We start from the raw sequence: 14,025 nt of genomic DNA on the forward strand, positions 1-14,025 counted from the left end.
TGGTTTGCCGGTCAGCCGGCCTTGCGGAACGTGAGGTTGATACGCTGGCTGCCCAGCAGCGGATGCGGATGGTCTTTGAGGGGCGCAACGCCGTGATAGCGCAGGCGGTCCGGGCCACCCCAGACGACGACATCGCCGTGAAAAAGGGGAATGCGCTGCGCCTTGTCTGCGCGGCGATGTCCGCCAAACAGGAAGACAGCCGGCATGCCAAGCGACACGGAGACGATGGGCGCGCCGTAATCCTGTTCGTCCTTGTCCTGATGGAGCGACATGCGGGCACCAGGCACATAGCGGTTGATGAGGCAGGCGTCTGGCGTGAAGCCGGGGAAGCCGGCTTCAGCGGCGGCGTTACGCGCCAGGCGCAGGAACACATCGGGCAGTGGCGGCCACGCGGCTCCCGTAAGCGGGTCGTGCGTGGCATAGCGGTAGCCGCGGCGGTCTGAGGTCCAGCCCAGCGTGCCGCTGTTGGTGAGCGCGACCGACATCTCGAAGCCGCCCGGCGTGACCATGTGACGAAACGCTGCCCGCTGCTCGATGGCGTCCACCGCCGCCAGCAGGGCCGGTGCTTCTGCCAGCGCTAAGCCACGCAGCACAAACGCCGCCTCGCCGAGCGCGATGCGCGCGTCGTCAGCGGGTGCGTGGTCGGCAAACAGATCGCCGGTCGTCATGATGAGCTGGCTACAGTGCGTCGTGGAAGATGATGCCCACAGTATGCCGCTGGCCTGAACGTAAGCGGCTCACTCCGTGGCGCATGTTCACGCGATACGTGCCGCGCGTGCCTTGTACGGGGCGATGGTGCACCGCAAAGACCACGCCATCGCCTTTGCGCAGTGGCACCACCTCCGGCCGCGATTGCATCCGAGGGCGCTGCTCCGTCATGACGAACTCGCCGCCGGTGAAATCCAGGCCCGGTTCGGACAGCAGGATGGCCACCTGCAGCGGGAAGACGTGCTCGCCATAGAGGTCCTGATGCAGACAGTTGTAATCGCCGGGGCCGTATCGCAGGATCAGTGGCGTGGGGCGCAACTGGCCGGCTTCGTGGCAGCGGCGCAGGAAATCGGCGTGCTTGGCCGGATAGCGAACGTCGATGTCCATGGCTTGGTTCCAGCGGTTGGCGATGTTCGCCAGCGGCGGGTAGAGCGACGCGCGCAACTGCGCGATCAGTTCCGGCAACGGATAGGCGAAGTATTGGTATTCGCCGCGCCCGAAGCCATGGCGTTCCATCACCACGCGCGAGCGGTACAGGTGATCCTGCGGGTACAGTGCGGCCAGCGCGTCGCACGCGTCATGCGTGAGCAGGCTGGGCAACACGGCGCTGCCGACCTCATTGAGGGCGTCCTCAACGGCATGCCAGTCGATGTCATCAAAATTGGGATGGTCCCCCGCGCTGACATGCGCGGCGGCAGTGGAAGGCGGCATATGCGCTCCGCTCGGAGATTCGATATGCCAAGCCTACGCTCACGGGAGTGCGCGCGGCACTCCGGAGCTTGCGGTCAAATTCAGGCCTGTGCGGCCAGGCTGGCGGGCATGGTCGTGGCGGCCAGCTTGGTCAGCGCGTCGCCGGTGGCGCGGCAGATGCGCCACTCGGGCAGCACATCCGCGCCCATGGCTTCGTAGAAGGCGATGGACGGCGCATTCCAGTCGAGCACGCTCCACTCGAAGCGGCCGCAGTCCCGCTCTTGCGCCAGACGCGCGAGGTGGATCAGGAGTGCTTTGCCGATGCCCAGGCCGCGGTATTCGGGCTCCACGAACAGGTCTTCCAGATACAGGCCCGGCTTGCACAGGAAGGTCGAGAAGTTGTGGAAGAACAGCGCAAAGCCCACGGCCCGGCCATCGACTTCCGCCAGCACCGCCTCGCAATACGGGCGCGGTCCGAACAGCATCGTCGCCAGCGCGTCAGGCGTGGTCTGCACGAGGTGCGTGAGCTTTTCGTACTCGGCCAGCGCAGAGATCAGGCGAACGAGCGAGGCGCAGTCATCGGGGGTGGCGGGGCGCAGCGTGAAGCTAGTCGCTGTGGTGGCGGTCATTGTGATTGCGATTCCAGTGAGGTTTGGACCAGGCGCGCGACCTGGTCGACGTAATCGGGTGCGAGGCAATCGACCACGTGGCGCTCGGGCGTGCTGCGCAGCCAAGTGATCTGGCGCTTGCAGAGCTGGCGCGTGGCGGCGATGCCTTGTTCGCGCAGGGCGGCCATGTCGATTTCGCCCTCGAGGTAAGCCCAGGCCTGGCGATACCCGACGCAGCGGATGGACGGCAGTGTGGGCGAAAGATCGCCGCGGCGGCGCAAGCGCTCTACTTCGTCGAGCAGGCCGCCGGTGAGCATCGCATCAAAGCGCTGCGCAATCCGCGCATGCAGCACGAGGCGGTCGGAGGGCTCCAGCGCGATCGTCAGATACGGCGCGGCTGCATCGTGCTGCTGGAACGCATTCGCGCCGACCCCGCGTGCGAGCAGGGCGGACATCGGCTGGCCCGTCAGTCGATACAGCTCCAGCGCGCGCTGGATGCGCTGCGCATCGGTCGCGTGCAATCGCGCGGCCGTCACCGGATCGACCTGCGCCAGTTTGGCGTGCAGCGCTGGCCAGCCATCGCGGGCGGCTTCGGCATCGATCTCTGCGCGGGTGGCAGGGTCGGCGCCGGGCAAATCGGAGAGGCCTTGCGTGAGCGCCTTGTAATACAGCATCGTGCCGCCGACGATCAGCGGCAGCTTGCCGCGCGCGCGGATGGCATCGATCAGCGCGTTCGCATCATTGGCAAACTGCGCGGCGGAATACGCATCAAGCGGATCGATGATGTCGATCAGGTGATGCGGCGCGATGGCCTGTTCTTCGGCGCTGGGCTTGGCGGTGCCGATGTCCATGCCGCGATACACCAGCGCCGAATCCATACTGATGATCTCGACCGGCCAGCGTTCTGCCAGCTTCAATGCGGCGGCGGTTTTGCCGGACGCTGTCGGCCCGAGCAGGCAAATGGCGCGCGGGGCGCTTGCAGCAGACGCAGTCATCGGAATTTACTGGCCGCGCAGGAAGAGTCGATCCAGGTCAGCCACGGTGAGCTGGATCCATGTCGGGCGACCGTGGTTGCACTGGTCGGCGCGTTCGGTGGCTTCCATCTGGCGCAGCAGCGCGTTCATCTCGTCCAGGTTCAGGCGGCGGTTGGCGCGCACGGCGGAGTGGCACGCCAGCGTGGCGAGCAGCTCATTCTGGCGTTCAGCCAGCACGCGCGAGCCGCCGTAGGCGTGCAGATCGCGCAGCACGTCGCGGGCGAGCGCTTGCGCGTCGGCCTTCTGCAGCAGCGTCGGCACCGATCGCACAGCCAGCGTGGTGGGCGACACGGCAGAGATATCGAAGCCGAGCAGCGTGAGCGTGTCGCGAAATTCCTCTGCGGTGCCGATCTCCACCGGGCTTGCGGCAAACGTGACCGGAATCAGCAGCGGCTGCACTTCGACGCGCTTGGTTTCCAGTGCGGCCTTGAGCTGTTCGTAGAGGATGCGCTCGTGCGCGGCATGCATGTCGACGAGCACCATGCCGCGCGTGTTCTGTGCCAGCACGTAAATGCCGTGCAACTGGGCCACGGCAAAGCCGAGCGGGTGCGCATCGTCGTCATCGGCGTGCTGCGCAGCGGCCGGCTCTGCAACGTCAGCAGGTGCTTGCGCAGTCGCGGTGCCGCCGTCGAACAACGTCGCGGCGCTTGGCACATCGGTCATCCAGGCGGGGCGGCTCGATGGCATCGGCGTGCTGTCGCCGCGCATCATCGACAGATATTCCGCACGCGGCTGCGCAATGCCGAGCGACGTCTGCCGCGCAGCCATCTGGTTGATCCAGCGCGTGGTGTTGTCAGCCGGCGAAGGTGCCGTCATGACCCCCGCAACCTCGGGCGCCTCGGCGATGTCGGTGCGCAGGCTGTCGCCTTGTTCGCCGGCGTGGCGGGACAAGGCGCGTTGCACCGCGTGATAGACAAACTGGTGCACCGCGCGGCTGTCGCGAAAGCGCACCTCGATCTTGGACGGATGCACGTTCACGTCCACCGCTTCGGGCGGCAACTCCAGGCACAGCACGTAGGCGGGGAAGCGGTCGCCGTGGAGCACATCTTCGTAAGCGCTGCGCACGGCGTGCGTGAGCAGGCGGTCGCGCACGAAGCGTCCGTTGACGTAGAAGAACTGATGATCGGCCCGGCCGCGCGACGCGGTCGGCAGGCCGGCAAAGCCGAAGAGGCGCAGCTCGCCGGCTTCCTCGTCGAAGGGCAATCGCGCACGGGCGAATTCGGTGCCGAGCACGGCGGCGGTGCGCGCGTCGGCCTGCGTGGCGTTCCAATGCTCCAGCGGCTTGCCGTTGTGATGCACGGAGATGGCCACATCCGGCCGCGCGAGCGCGGTGCGGCGGATCACCTCCATGCAGTGGCCCAGCTCGGTCTGCTCCGTCTTCAGGAATTTGCGGCGTGCCGGCGTATTGAAGTACAGATGCTGCACATCGACGGTGGTGCCGATGCCGCCCGAGGCGGGCTGCGCCCGCCCGGTTTGCGCAATGATTTGCGTGGCGTGAGCGTCGTTCGCTGTGCGCGACGTGAGCGTCAGTTCCGCTACCGAGGCAATCGAGGCCAGCGCCTCCCCCCGGAACCCCAGCGTTGATACCGATTCCAGCTCTTCCAGCGAGCCGATCTTGCTGGTCGCATGCCGCATCAGCGCGACGGGCAGTTCGCCCGCCGGAATGCCGCCGCCGTTGTCGGTGATGGCAATGCGCCGCACGCCACCTTCCTCCAGCTTGATCTGCAGCTGCGTGGCGCCGGCATCCAGCGCGTTTTCCAGCAACTCCTTGACCACGGACGCCGGCCGTTCGACCACCTCGCCGGCCGCGATCTGGCTGATCAGCTGGTCGGGAAGCGGGCGGATGGGGCGGCGGGAAGTCGAGGCGGAAGTCATCGCGGCATTATAAATGTCACGCCCTGTGCGGCGCACCGACGCAAGCCCGGCAAGCGCAAGGGGAAAATTAATTGACATCCGGTATCATTCCCCGCTGCTCAATCGGGGGTTGGTTTGGATATCGTGATGCAACTGCTCGACATCGTTCTGCATGTCGACAAATCGTTGGGACTGCTCATTCAGCAGTACGGCGCGTGGGTCTACGTGCTGCTGTTCGCCATCGTCTTTGCCGAGACCGGCTTGGTGGTGCTGCCATTCCTGCCGGGCGACACGCTGCTCTTCATTGCCGGCGCAATGTGCGCCACGGGCCAGATGGACGCTTGGCTGCTCATCGTGCTGCTGGTCACTGCCGCGGTAACGGGCAACACCGTCAACTACTTCGTCGGTTCGTGGATCGGGCCCAAGGTATTCGACGGCCACATCCGCTTCCTGGATCACCAAGCGCTGCTTAGGACACACGCCTTCTACGAGCGCCATGGCGGCAAAATGCTGGTAATGGCACGTTTCATTCCGGTGGTGCGTACGTTCGCGCCGTTCGTCGCCGGCGTGTCGAAGATGACGTTCGCCAAATTCCAGCTGTTCAACATGATCGGCGCCGTGCTGTGGGTCGGCTTGTTGGTGCTGACCGGCGACCTGTTCGGCAACGTGCCCATCATCCGCGAGCACCTGAACACGATCGTGCTTATCGGCCTGGGTGCTGCGATTGTGCCGCTGGCACTGGGCGGGCTATGGAAGCTTCTCAGGCGCCGTCGGGGCGCTGTGGCCCCGAAGTAGACGTCAATTCAAGTGCTTGCTCATGGCGCGCAGCGTTGGCATGCGCTCCTTGAGCTTGGCCGTGTCGGCTGCATCTGGCCGCGCGTCCACGTAGGCTTCCAGGTCTTCCAGCGCGGGCCGGAAGCACTCAAGATTGGCGTAGGCCAACCCTCGGTCGCGCACTTCCTCGATCGAATCGGGCAGCAGAATCACCAAGCGCTGCTGCACCGCCAGCAGGCGCTGCCAGCGCGATTCCTGCAGATAGATCGCCTTCAGATTGCGCAGCATGCGCGCGATGATCTCGCGGTGCGTGGCCACCTGCAGGAACACCCCGAGCGGCACCGTGTTCGGGTCTTCGATGCCTTCCTTCTCCAGGTACGGGTCGAGCATGTCCTGCAATTCTTCTTTCGACAACGTCTGGCCCGTCAGCGGATCTAGCACGACCTCGCCTGCCGGAATGCTCATGCGCACCAGGAAGTGGTTCGGAAAAGACACGCCCTTGAGGGGCAGGCCAATCTGCTGGCCGATCTCCATCAGCAGCACCGCCAACGAGATCGGAATGCCGCGCCGGCTTTGCAGCACGGTATTCAGATAGGAGTTCTCGGGATCGTAGTAATCGTTTGCATTGGGCCCGAAGCCCAGCTCGCGATAGAAAAACTGGTTGAGCAGGCGTAGGCGCTGGATGGCCGGCGTGCCGTCGGCGATGCGGTTTTTGATCCGCGCGACGAGCACGTCGATGGCGGCCAGCTCTGCCTGCAGGTCCAGATCCGGATACGCGTCCTGCGCAATTGACAGGGCGGTTTCTGTGAGTGGGATGCTGTCGTCGTCCGCGACCAGGGCCGAAAAATAATCGAGGACTTTAGTGGTCATCAGATGGCCTTTTTTCGGAACGTGGAAAACTTCAATCCGGTGAGCCACAGTGTACCGAAATAGACCACCGCGCACAGGACCAAGCTTGCCCCCAGCAGCGCGATGCGCACGAGCGGCTTGGCGCCCAGTCCCACCCAATCAAAATTGTGTGCAAGCCACAGCAGCACGCCCGCCAGCAGCAGTACGGCCGACATCACCTGCGCGATGAATAGACCCCAGCCCGGCAGCGGGTGGTAATAGCCGCGACGGCGCAGGCCGAAGAACAGCAGCGCCGCATTGATGGTCGCGCCAAAGCTGATCGACAGCGCCAGCCCCGCGTGTCCGAACATCGGTACGAACACATAGTTGGACAACTGCGTCGCCACCAGCACCACCAGCGCAATCTTCACCGGTGTGCGGATGTCCTGCCGCGCGTAGAAGCCCGGCGCCAGGATCTTGATGACGATCAGCCCGATCAGCCCCACGCCGTACGACGTCAGCGCCTGGCGCGTCATCTCGACGTCCATGCCGGTGAACTTGCCGTAGTGGAACAGCGTGGCCGTCAGCGGCGCGCCAAACACGAACAGCCCCACTGCCGAAGGCACCGCCAGCAGCACGGTCAGCCGCAGGCCCCAGTCGAGCAGAGACGAATACTCTTCACGGTTGTTGTCCGCACTTGCTTTGGACAGGCTTGGCAGCAGGATCGTCCCGAGTGCCACACCCAGCAGTGCGGTCGGGAATTCCATCAGCCGGTCGGCGTAGTTCAGCCACGACACGCTGCCCGTCGGTAGGCGCGATGCAATGTTGGTGTTGATGATCAGGCTGATCTGCGCGACCGACACCGACAGCGTGGCCGGCAGCATCTGCTTAAGCACGCGCCGCACGCCCGGGTGGTGCCACGCTTGTCGCACATTGAATGACACGCGTGGCAGCATGCCCACGCGTCGCAATGACGGGACCTGAATGGCCAGCTGCAGGATGCCGCCCACCATCACCGCATAGGCCTGTGCGTAGATCGGGGTTTCGAGGTACGGCGCCACAAACACCGCTGCCACGATGAACGACAGGTTCAGGAGCACCGGAGTGAAAGCGGGCACCGCAAACTGTCGCCACGTATTGAGAATGCCTGATGCCAGCGCCACCAACGACACGAGCCCGATGTACGGAAACATCACGCGCGTCATGAAGATCGCCGAGATATAGGCTTGGTTCTCGTGCGCCTTGAAACCCGTTGCCACAGCGGTGACGATCAACGGCGCGCCGATCACGCCCAGCGCCGAGATGACCACCAGGAACCACGTCATCACCGTGGCCACCGAGTCGACCAATGCGCGTGTTTCGGTTTCCCCTTGGCGATTCTTGAATTCGCCCAGGATCGGCACGAACGCTTGCGAGAACGCGCCCTCGGCCGAAAGCCGGCGTAGCAGGTTCGGGATGCGGAAGGCGACGTTGAAGGCATCGGTGTACACCGAAGCACCAAAGGCACGGGCGATCAGCGTCTCGCGAATGAGCCCCGTGATGCGCGAGAGCATCGTCAGGCCGCTGATCGTGGCGAGTGTTTTGAGGAGATTCAAGATGAATGCTTGGTTGGGCGCCGTCTGGGAGGCAAACACGACGATGGCGGTCTGACCGACGGCGCCATGCGGGGTTCGCGCCCGGCGTGACTGACGTGACCGGAGGGCACAATTGCGGCCGTATTATAGGGACCGGCTTGTCATGCGCCCAAAAGTGCCGCAAAAGCCGCAAACTGCCGTTATCCGGGCGATTTCACAACAGGGTTTGCGTTGGGCGCGGAAGTCTGCGTATAATTGCCGTCTTTCACCAATTTGCGCGCTTCGGCCTTCCGTGTCTCCCGGGGCGCTTGCTACCGTTTCTTCAGGGATTTTTCCATGGCAAACACCGCACAAGCACGCAAGCGCGCACGCCAAGCCGTCGTTCAGAACGCTCACAACTCGGCTCTGCGCTCGCGTCTGCGTACCGCAATCAAGGGCGTCCGCAAGGCTGTGGCCGCTGGCGACAAGACTGCTGCCGCTGCTGCATTCAAGACGGCCCAAAGCACGATCGATAGCATCGCTGACAAGAAGATCGTCCACAAGAACAAGGCTGCGCGCGCCAAGTCGCGTCTGTCCGCTGCCATCAAGGCAATGGCTGCCTAAGTTCGGGTGATGCCGGCCTAGCCGGCATGGCGCGACACGCAACGTCGCGCCCCGACGATAAAAAAGCCCGTCTTCGGACGGGCTTTTTGCATTCTGTGCGCCCAATGTGCGAGGCGCTGAGTGGGGTGCCGTTCTTTACGGGATCAGGCTTTCGCGGGTGTGCCGCCTTCCGGCAGGATGCAGGCTTCCACGAGCTGCAGATTGTTGTCGTGCGCGAAGTTCAGCACGAAATCCAGTGCCTTGGGTTCGATGTCGCGCAGGCGCTCGTCGACGAACACGCTGCGGATGCCACCCGACATGACCGGGCGCACATAGGGGGAGTAGGTGAAGCGGGGGTCTCCGCTATCACCGGCGGGGCGGAACTGCGCCATCACACCGCACAGCCGATCGGCCCAGTCGCTCGGGCGGAAGGTCTTTCCGTCGCGGGTGACGCCCTGGATAAAGAATTGGCGAGGGTTGGCTGCCATGGACTGCGTGGGGCTGTGGAAATTTGCAAACGACTTCGACCGTGCGGGTGCCGCAACGTTCGAGCGGGGGTGCACTTGTGGTGCGGATGATGCGCCTGCCTGGTTGCCGATTCATGAACCGGACGGGCCGGCTCGTTGTGCCGGTTTGCGGACGGTTGGGGCATCCGAGGCAGCCAGTATTATATCTTATATAAGACTTTCATCGGCCTTTCACCCGGGCCTTTATGGTAGCCGCCCGCGCAGGCGCGAAACTCGCCAAATGGGTGGCGATCCCGTATGATGGACTGAATCTTCAACAGGCAAGGCGGCTAGGGCGACGTGTCACGGGATGTTCCCGGAGCGTCATCTGCAGGCCGCCTTCGTTGTTTTATGAACCCACCAAGCTCGATCAAGCACTACCTGCAGTTCAAGGACTTTTCGCTGGAAGAGTACGAATACCTGCTGGACCGTTCCGCGATCCTCAAGGCCAAGTTCAAGAACTACGAGACGTGGCACCCGCTGCACGACCGCACGCTGGCCATGATCTTCGAGAAGAATTCCACGCGTACGCGCCTGTCGTTCGAAGCCGGCATTCACCAGCTCGGCGGCCACGCGGTCTTCCTGAACACGCGCGATTCCCAACTGGGGCGCGGTGAGCCAATCGAAGACGCGGCGCAGGTCATCTCCCGCATGACCGACATCATCATGATCCGCACCTTCGGGCAGGAGATCATCGAACGGTTTGCCGCGCATTCTCGCGTACCGGTCATCAACGGGCTGACCAACGAATATCACCCGTGCCAGGTGCTGGCCGACATTTTCACCTTCATCGAGCAGCGGGGCCCCATCAAGGGCAAGACCGTCACGTGGGTGGGCGATGCCAACAATATGGCCTACACGTGGATCCAGGCGGCTGAGATTCTCGGCTTCCGCTTCCATTTTTCTGCACCAAAGGGCTATCAGCTTGATCCGGCCATGGTGGCCGATTCTGCTTTGCCGTTTGTGCATGTGTTCGAAAGCCCGCTCGAAGCCTGCGATGGCGCGCATCTGGTGACCACCGACGTGTGGACCAGCATGGGCTACGAGGCCGAGAACGAAGCGCGCAAGAAGGCCTTCGGCGACTGGATGGTGACCGAGGCGATGATGCAGCGTGCGCAACCCGATGCGCTGTTCATGCACTGCCTGCCCGCGCACCGCGGCGAGGAGGTCGAGGCAGCCGTCATCGACGGCAAGCAGAGCGTTGTGTGGGACGAGGCGGAAAACCGCCTGCACGTGCAGAAGGCGCTGATGGAATACCTGCTCTGCGGGCGCTACTGAGCCCGAGTCTGACGCCATAGAAAAAGGCCGCTCCGATTGACGTCGGAGCGGCCTTTTTGCTTTGACGCGGCAGGTAGTTACTTCTTGCCGCCGTCGAGTTGGGGCAGTGCATTGGCGGTACCCAGCGACAGCAGGCCAGCCTTCGAGTAGATCGACAGCTTGTCGCGCGTGTCCATCAGGTCCAGGTTGCGCATGGTCAGTTGGCCGATGCGGTCGGCGGGGCTGAACGGTGCGTCTTCGACCTTCTCCATCGACAGGCGCTCAGGTGCGTAGGTCAGGTTCGGAGATTCGGTGTTCAGGATCGAGTAGTCGTTGCCGCGGCGCAGCTCCAGCGTCACGGTGCCCGTCACGGCGCGGGCTACCCAGCGCTGGGCGGTTTCGCGCAGCATGATCGCTTGCGGATCGAACCAGCGGCCCTGGTACAGCAGACGGCCCAGGCGCAGGCCGTTGATGCGGTATTGCTCGATGGTGTCTTCGTTGTGGATGCCGGTCACCAGGCGTTCGTAGGCGATGTGCAGCAGCGCCATGCCCGGAGCTTCGTAGATGCCGCGGCTCTTGGCTTCGATGATGCGGTTTTCGATCTGGTCGCTCATGCCCAAGCCGTGGCGGCCGCCGATGCGATTCAGTTCCAGGAACATCTCCACCGGGTCGGCAATCTCGCGGCCGTTGACGGCGACCGGGCGGCCTTCGTCGAATGTGACCGACACTTCTTCCGCCTTGACCTCGACTTCGGGCTTCCAGAACGCCACGCCCATGATCGGGTTGACGATGCGGATGCCGCTGTTCAGGTGCTCCAGATCCTTGGCCTCGTGCGTGGCGCCCAGCATGTTGCTGTCCGTCGAATAGGCCTTCTCGGCGCTCATCTTGTAGCCGAAACCTTCCTTCGTCATGAAGGCCGACATTTCGGCGCGGCCGCCCAGCTCATCGATGAAGGCCTGGTCCAGCCACGGCTTGTAAATCCTCAGGGCCGGGTTGGTCAGCAGGCCGTAGCGGTAGAAGCGCTCGATGTCGTTGCCCTTGAAGGTCGAGCCGTCGCCCCAGATGTTGACGTCGTCTTCCTTCATCGCGGCGACCAGCATGGTGCCGGTCACGGCGCGGCCCAGCGGCGTGGTGTTGAAGTACGTGATGCCGCCGGTGCTGATGTGGAAGGCGCCGGCCTGGATGGCGGCAATCCCTTCATTGGCCAGTTGCGGGCGGCACTCGATCAGGCGGGCCTTCTCTGCACCGTACTCCATGGCCTTGCGCGGGATGGCATCGTAGTCTTCCTCGTCGGGCTGGCCCAGGTTGGCGGTATAGGCGTAGGGCAGCGCGCCCTTGTTCTTCATCCAGCGCAGCGCCGCGCTGGTGTCGAGACCGCCCGAGAAGGCAATGCCGACCTTCTGGCCGACGGGAACGTGTTGCAGGATGGTTTCCATACTCTTTCTCTTCTGATGATCGCTGCTGGCGCTCAGGTGCGCTTAGGCGTAATGGCAGATGTAGTGGTAGCTCTCGGTAACGCGAATGTCGAACTTCGAGTTGGCCGGAACCTGAAAGCTTTCGCCGGCGGCGGACGTCTTCCACTCATCGGTGCCGTCGAGCTTGTATTCGCACGAACCGCCCACGCATTCCATGATCTCGGCGGCGGCCGTGCCGAAGGTCAGCGTGGCCGGCAGCACCACGCCCACGGACTTCTTGGTGCCGTCGGGCAGGGTAAAGCTGTGGCTGACGCACTTTCCGTCAAAGTACACATTGGCCTTGGTGGTCAGGCGGACGCCGTCAAAGGTTTCGGTGGTCATGAAATGGAACGCGAAAAGGGTGGTCGTAGGGTCAAACCTACCATTTTAGGCCATTGGGTCGGCCGCGGGTACGTCTGGCCGAGGCTGCCTGAATCCAGACGCGCTGCATGTGGCGCAATATGCCCAGCGCGCCCATCCCGCCAGTCTCTTTACACCACGACTGGTTCAGGTTCGAGGCGTACGCCAAAGCGCGCATGCACTGCGTCCTGGATCTCACGCGCCAACGTCATCAACTGGACCGCACTACCGCCGCCACGGTGCACCAGCACCAGCGCCTGCTTTCCATACACGCCCACCGCGCCGCTCTGCCGGCCCTTGAAGCCGCACTGATCGATCAGCCAGCCGGCGGCGAGCTTGTAGGTGCCGTCCGGCTGCGCATACCCGACCAAGTTCGGGAAGCGCGTGGCCAGCGCATCGCGCGTGGCGGCATCGACGATGGGGTTCTTGAAAAAGCTGCCCGCGTTGCCGATCTCGGCCGGATCGGGCAGCTTGCGGCGGCGGATGGTGACCACGGCATCGAAGATGTCCTGCGCCGTCGGGCTGGCGATGTTCTGCACGGCCAACTCGCGTGCAAGTTCGGCGTAGTGCGTATCGGGCTGCCAGTCGAGTGGCAGGGCGAACGTGACCTCGGTGATGATGTAGCGATCGGCGCCGGTGCGCTTGAAGAGGCTGTCGCGATAACCGAAGGCGCAATCGGCGGCGGTCAGGGTGACGAACTCGCCGGCGTGGCGGTCGTAGGCGCGCAGGGAATGGAAGCGGTCCTTGATCTCGACGCCGTATGCGCCGATGTTCTGGATGGGCGCCGCACCCACCGTACCGGGAATCAGCGCGAGGTTTTCCAGCCCAGGCAAGCCATGAGAGACGGTGTGGGCAACCAGGCCGTGCCACGATTCGCCGCCGCCTGCGGTGACGGTGTGGACTTCGCGGCCGTCGACCGTGCGTTGGCCGGCGGCGATGCCGGGAATCTCCATCAGCAGCACGAGACCTTCGAAATCGCGCGTGAGAACGACATTGCTGCCGCCGCCCAGCACCAGCACAGGCAGGCCCTGCACGCGCGGGTCGGCCAGCGCGGCGGGAATGTCTTCCGGCGTGCGCACGTGCGCGGCGTAGCGGGCGGTGGCCTCAAAACGGAACGTGTTGTGCTGGCCTAGGGGATAATGCGTGTCGAGCAACGCCATGGCGCCAAATCTGCTGGGAAAGCCAAGATTATAGAAGCCAGGGCGCACGCGGCACCCGCAGCGAGGCGCCGCAGCAACCCGAATTCAAGTCTGCAAGGAGAACACGATGCCGTCGTTTGACGTGGTATGCGAAGCCAACATGGTGGAAGTGAAGAACGCCGTGGAACAGGCCAACAAAGAGATTTCGACGCGATTCGACTTCAAGGGCTCGGACTCCCGGGTCGAGCACAAGGAGCAGGAACTGACCTTGTTTGCCGATGACGATTTCAAGATCGGCCAGGTGAACGATGTGCTGATGAACAAGCTCGCCAAGCGCAACGTCGACGTGCGCTTCCTCGACTATCAAGACAAACAGAAGATTGGCGGCGACAAGATGAAGCAGGTCGTCAAGATCAAGAAGGGCGTCTCGGGTGACCTCGCCAAGAAGATCGTCAAGACCATCAAGGACAGCAAGATCAAGGTGCAGGCGAGCATTCAGGGCGACGCGGTGCGTGTGACCGGCGCCAAGCGGGATGACCTGCAAAGCGTGATTGCCATGCTGCGCAAGGACGTGAGCGACACGCCGCTGGATTTCAATAACTTCCGCGACTGAGCCCGTCGCGCTCCCAAGCAAAACGCCCCGCACGAGCGGGGCGT

15 protein-coding genes are annotated in these 14,025 nt (G+C 63.7%); 4 read left to right on the forward strand and 11 right to left on the reverse strand.

From position 1 onward, the window contains the following. Positions 1-11: 11 nt before the first annotated feature. From alkB to mutL, 5 genes are all read right to left on the reverse strand, one after another. A complete protein-coding gene (gene alkB / locus ACU8YE_RS17405; RefSeq protein WP_446929250.1) occupies positions 12-668 on the reverse strand; it encodes a DNA oxidative demethylase AlkB in 657 nt (218 codons plus the stop codon). A gap of 10 nt (positions 669-678) precedes the next feature. Then, positions 679-1,419 (reverse strand): 2OG-Fe(II) oxygenase, encoded by a 741-nt coding sequence (locus ACU8YE_RS17410; RefSeq protein ID WP_446929251.1) that lies wholly within the window; start codon positions 1,417-1,419, stop codon positions 679-681. Positions 1,420-1,499: 80 nt separating this feature from the next. Beyond that, positions 1,500-2,027, reverse strand: coding sequence for a GNAT family N-acetyltransferase (locus ACU8YE_RS17415; protein ID WP_092972581.1), 528 nt, complete (start codon positions 2,025-2,027; stop codon positions 1,500-1,502). Beyond that, positions 2,024-3,001: a tRNA (adenosine(37)-N6)-dimethylallyltransferase MiaA gene (gene miaA / locus ACU8YE_RS17420; protein ID WP_446929252.1), complete on the reverse strand. Its 978-nt coding sequence runs from the start codon at positions 2,999-3,001 to the stop codon at positions 2,024-2,026. The genes ACU8YE_RS17415 and miaA overlap by 4 nt, the downstream gene beginning before the upstream one ends. A 6-nt stretch (positions 3,002-3,007) precedes the next feature. Next, a complete protein-coding gene (gene mutL, locus ACU8YE_RS17425; protein ID WP_316870117.1) occupies positions 3,008-4,915 on the reverse strand; it encodes a DNA mismatch repair endonuclease MutL in 1,908 nt (635 codons plus the stop codon). A 114-nt stretch (positions 4,916-5,029) separates the two neighbouring features. On the opposite strand from mutL, the gene ACU8YE_RS17430 reads away from it, so the two are divergent. Then, the gene (locus ACU8YE_RS17430) at positions 5,030-5,689 is read left to right on the forward strand and encodes a VTT domain-containing protein (protein WP_232040885.1); all 660 of its coding nucleotides are present in this window, start codon (positions 5,030-5,032) and stop codon (positions 5,687-5,689) included. Positions 5,690-5,692: 3 nt separating this feature from the next. Here the strand turns inward: ACU8YE_RS17430 and ACU8YE_RS17435 are convergent, their stop codons facing one another. Then, positions 5,693-6,538, reverse strand: coding sequence for a SirB1 family protein (locus tag ACU8YE_RS17435; RefSeq protein WP_232040884.1), 846 nt, complete (start codon positions 6,536-6,538; stop codon positions 5,693-5,695). Next, complete coding sequence (murJ, locus tag ACU8YE_RS17440; protein WP_316870116.1) at positions 6,538-8,091, reverse strand: murein biosynthesis integral membrane protein MurJ; 1,554 nt, start codon at positions 8,089-8,091, stop codon at positions 6,538-6,540. Before murJ ends, ACU8YE_RS17435 begins: the two co-directional genes overlap by 1 nt. 315 nt (positions 8,092-8,406) lie before the next feature. Here murJ and rpsT point away from each other — a divergent pair, with 315 nt between their 5' ends. After that, positions 8,407-8,673, forward strand: coding sequence for a 30S ribosomal protein S20 (gene rpsT, locus ACU8YE_RS17445; RefSeq protein ID WP_004631753.1), 267 nt, complete (start codon positions 8,407-8,409; stop codon positions 8,671-8,673). Between the two features lie 143 nt (positions 8,674-8,816). Here rpsT and ACU8YE_RS17450 read toward each other — a convergent pair whose 3' ends face one another. Further along, positions 8,817-9,140, reverse strand: a complete 324-nt coding sequence (locus tag ACU8YE_RS17450) for a DUF3579 domain-containing protein (protein WP_232040882.1) — start codon at positions 9,138-9,140, stop codon at positions 8,817-8,819. Positions 9,141-9,509: 369 nt separating this feature from the next. Between ACU8YE_RS17450 and argF the strand changes: the two genes are divergently transcribed. Then, a complete protein-coding gene (argF, locus tag ACU8YE_RS17455; RefSeq protein WP_024974875.1) occupies positions 9,510-10,436 on the forward strand; it encodes an ornithine carbamoyltransferase in 927 nt (308 codons plus the stop codon). Between the two features lie 77 nt (positions 10,437-10,513). Here the strand turns inward: argF and argG are convergent, their stop codons facing one another. The 3 genes from argG to murB form a co-directional block, all read right to left on the reverse strand. After that, positions 10,514-11,851, reverse strand: a complete 1,338-nt coding sequence (argG, locus tag ACU8YE_RS17460) for an argininosuccinate synthase (RefSeq protein ID WP_232040880.1) — start codon at positions 11,849-11,851, stop codon at positions 10,514-10,516. Between the two features lie 42 nt (positions 11,852-11,893). Beyond that, positions 11,894-12,211, reverse strand: a complete 318-nt coding sequence (ppnP, locus tag ACU8YE_RS17465) for a pyrimidine/purine nucleoside phosphorylase (protein WP_232040879.1) — start codon at positions 12,209-12,211, stop codon at positions 11,894-11,896. A 149-nt stretch (positions 12,212-12,360) separates the two neighbouring features. Next, positions 12,361-13,389 (reverse strand): UDP-N-acetylmuramate dehydrogenase, encoded by a 1,029-nt coding sequence (gene murB, locus ACU8YE_RS17470; RefSeq protein WP_446929253.1) that lies wholly within the window; start codon positions 13,387-13,389, stop codon positions 12,361-12,363. Between the two features lie 106 nt (positions 13,390-13,495). On the opposite strand from murB, the gene ACU8YE_RS17475 reads away from it, so the two are divergent. Continuing rightward, entirely contained in the window at positions 13,496-13,981 is a 486-nt protein-coding gene (locus ACU8YE_RS17475; RefSeq protein ID WP_009241389.1) for a YajQ family cyclic di-GMP-binding protein, read from the forward strand. Positions 13,982-14,025 lie beyond the last annotated feature (44 nt).

It is taken from the genome of Ralstonia sp. VS2407, from assembly GCF_052950655.1.

Bases quoted from the DNA above. Each gene is read 5' to 3' on its own strand.
- miaA (WP_446929252.1), bottom strand. From the start codon at position 3,001: ATGACTGCGTCTGCTGCAAGCGCCCCGCGCGCCATTTGCCTGCTCGGG.
- argF (WP_024974875.1), top strand. From the start codon at position 9,510: ATGAACCCACCAAGCTCGATCAAGCACTACCTGCAGTTCAAGGACTTT.
- rpsT (WP_004631753.1), top strand. From the start codon at position 8,407: ATGGCAAACACCGCACAAGCACGCAAGCGCGCACGCCAAGCCGTCGTT.
- ACU8YE_RS17410 (WP_446929251.1), bottom strand. From the start codon at position 1,419: ATGCCGCCTTCCACTGCCGCCGCGCATGTCAGCGCGGGGGACCATCCC.
- murB (WP_446929253.1), bottom strand. From the start codon at position 13,389: ATGGCGTTGCTCGACACGCATTATCCCCTAGGCCAGCACAACACGTTC.
- ACU8YE_RS17450 (WP_232040882.1), bottom strand. From the start codon at position 9,140: ATGGCAGCCAACCCTCGCCAATTCTTTATCCAGGGCGTCACCCGCGAC.
- mutL (WP_316870117.1), bottom strand. From the start codon at position 4,915: ATGACTTCCGCCTCGACTTCCCGCCGCCCCATCCGCCCGCTTCCCGAC.
- alkB (WP_446929250.1), bottom strand. From the start codon at position 668: ATGACGACCGGCGATCTGTTTGCCGACCACGCACCCGCTGACGACGCG.
- argG (WP_232040880.1), bottom strand. From the start codon at position 11,851: ATGGAAACCATCCTGCAACACGTTCCCGTCGGCCAGAAGGTCGGCATT.
- ACU8YE_RS17415 (WP_092972581.1), bottom strand. From the start codon at position 2,027: ATGACCGCCACCACAGCGACTAGCTTCACGCTGCGCCCCGCCACCCCC.
- ACU8YE_RS17475 (WP_009241389.1), top strand. From the start codon at position 13,496: ATGCCGTCGTTTGACGTGGTATGCGAAGCCAACATGGTGGAAGTGAAG.
- ppnP (WP_232040879.1), bottom strand. From the start codon at position 12,211: ATGACCACCGAAACCTTTGACGGCGTCCGCCTGACCACCAAGGCCAAT.
- ACU8YE_RS17435 (WP_232040884.1), bottom strand. From the start codon at position 6,538: ATGACCACTAAAGTCCTCGATTATTTTTCGGCCCTGGTCGCGGACGAC.